Source organism: Rossellomorea yichunensis (assembly GCF_032337515.1).
GTDB lineage: Bacteria > Bacillota > Bacilli > Bacillales > Bacillaceae_B > Rossellomorea > Rossellomorea yichunensis.
This window is the reverse complement of record NZ_JAVYAD010000022.1, coordinates 1-1,754: the sequence shown is the minus strand read 5'-3', so window position 1 is coordinate 1,754 and position 1,754 is coordinate 1. Positions and strand designations below refer to the sequence as shown.

At 37.1% G+C, this 1,754-nt stretch carries 2 protein-coding genes; both read left to right on the top strand.

Features of this window, described 5'->3' with window-relative positions; all coding sequences use genetic code 11:
• Window positions 1–80: 80 nt before the first annotated feature.
• The gene (locus RSX31_RS23305) at window positions 81–1,130 is read left to right on the top strand and encodes an IS1595 family transposase (RefSeq protein ID WP_315636140.1); all 1,050 of its coding nucleotides are present in this window, start codon (window positions 81–83) and stop codon (window positions 1,128–1,130) included.
• Window positions 1,131–1,220: 90 nt separating this feature from the next.
• Window positions 1,221–1,643, top strand: coding sequence for a GNAT family N-acetyltransferase (locus RSX31_RS23300; protein WP_315636139.1), 423 nt, complete (start codon window positions 1,221–1,223; stop codon window positions 1,641–1,643).
• Window positions 1,644–1,754 lie beyond the last annotated feature (111 nt).

The following is a 1,754-nucleotide window of genomic DNA, read 5'->3' as shown; positions in this document are numbered from 1 at the left end:
GGCTCTGTTAAAGTATGTTGTTGATAATTGCGTATGACGAACGAATGTTCTATAATAAAGTCATCAAATATGAGTTGGTGATGACCGTGAGAACAACCGATATCCTTAAAGCCATTCAAAAACTTAACCCAGCAGAAAAACATCGCTTGCGAGAATATTTAATCGATGCTCTTACTGCGTCATCCTCAACAGGAACCGTTCTAGAGGAAATCTCGGAACGTAAAAATAAAGATGGCTATCGTTGTCCTGAGTGTAAATCAGAACATATTGTTCGGTTTGGAAAGTATTCTACAATAGTCGACGGTGAAGAAGTGAAGAAACAGCGTTATCGCTGTAAATCTTGTAGAATGACTTTCACTGACCTCACCAATACGGCATTATATCGAACCCGTCATCTCAATCGTTGGATGAAGTTTATTGAATGTATGATAGAAGGTTATTCGCTTCGTAAATCAGCCGATTTGATTGGTGACGTTACTCACGTCACGTTATTTTATTGGAGGCACAAGCTCCTAACGGCATTAAAGCAAATGGAACTATCAAATTTCCAAGGTATCGTAGAAATGGACGAGACCTATTTCCTTTACTCTGAAAAAGGACAAAGAAAGATTAAAAATAGAAAGTCCCGCAAACGAGGCGGTTCCGCAAAGAAACGTGGTATAAGCAACGAGCAGGTATGTGTATTGGTCGCAAGAGACCGTAACAAGGTGACCTTCTCTCAAGTGCTAGGAATGGGTCGATTGACAAAAGAGCTGCTAGACAAAGCCATCGGTCCTAAACTTTCCAACGAGAATGTATTATGCACCGACGCTTGGCGTGCTTTTAAAACCTATGCTGCTGAAAAAGGGATGGATATTTATCAGTTCAAATCTGACGGGAAAATTCGCTCCAAGGGGCTTTATCACATCCAGAATGTCAACAACTACCACCGAAGGCTTAAAGCCTGGATACAGCGATTTAATGGAGTGGCGACCAAGTATCTGAACAATTATCTTGCTTGGTTTCAAGTGTTAGAGAGCATCCATCATCAACGAAATGAAGTCACAATGAATGATGTGATAATAAAAGGGAATTTAATCCCAAATATAGAAACATATGATACACTTAGATTATCTAAGTTTACTGTCTGAAGGTTTTTTCTTTATTCAACTAAAGGGCAGTATAGTTTGATTAGCGAGCCATTGAATGCAGAGAGATAAAACTAAAAAAGGGGAAGTAAGATGGAGACCTTTGTTAAGGCTGATATTGAAGATTTAAACAAAGTAGTGTACATAGATAGTGAGGTTATTGGCAACACAAGCAGACGAAATTATCTTGAGAAATCCATTGAGCTTGGACACTGTTTAATTGCTAAAGAAGATGATGACATTGTTGGCTTTTTAATTTACGATACTAACTTCTTTGAATGTGCTTTTATATCATTAATTATTGTTTCACCGTCCCACAGACGAAAAGGGTATGCGAGTTTATTGATGGATTATATGATGAGTTCATCTCCTACTAACAAAGTATTTTCTTCTACTAATCGTTCTAACATTAGTATGCAGAGAGTATTTGATGCGAATGGATTTATTCAGAGTGGAATAGTTGAAAACTTAGATGACGGAGACCCTGAAATCATTTACTTTAAATCAAAATGTTAGTTATTCAGCTAACGGGGGCTTTAATTGAATAACATTAAAAAAAAAGAACTTCCATAAATCTGGGAGTTCCATTTTTTTATCAAATATCAACATTAAACTTTAACAAAGCCT

Bases quoted from the DNA above. Each gene is read 5' to 3' on its own strand.
- RSX31_RS23300 (WP_315636139.1), top strand. From the start codon at position 1,221: ATGGAGACCTTTGTTAAGGCTGATATTGAAGATTTAAACAAAGTAGTG.
- RSX31_RS23305 (WP_315636140.1), top strand. From the start codon at position 81: ATGACCGTGAGAACAACCGATATCCTTAAAGCCATTCAAAAACTTAAC.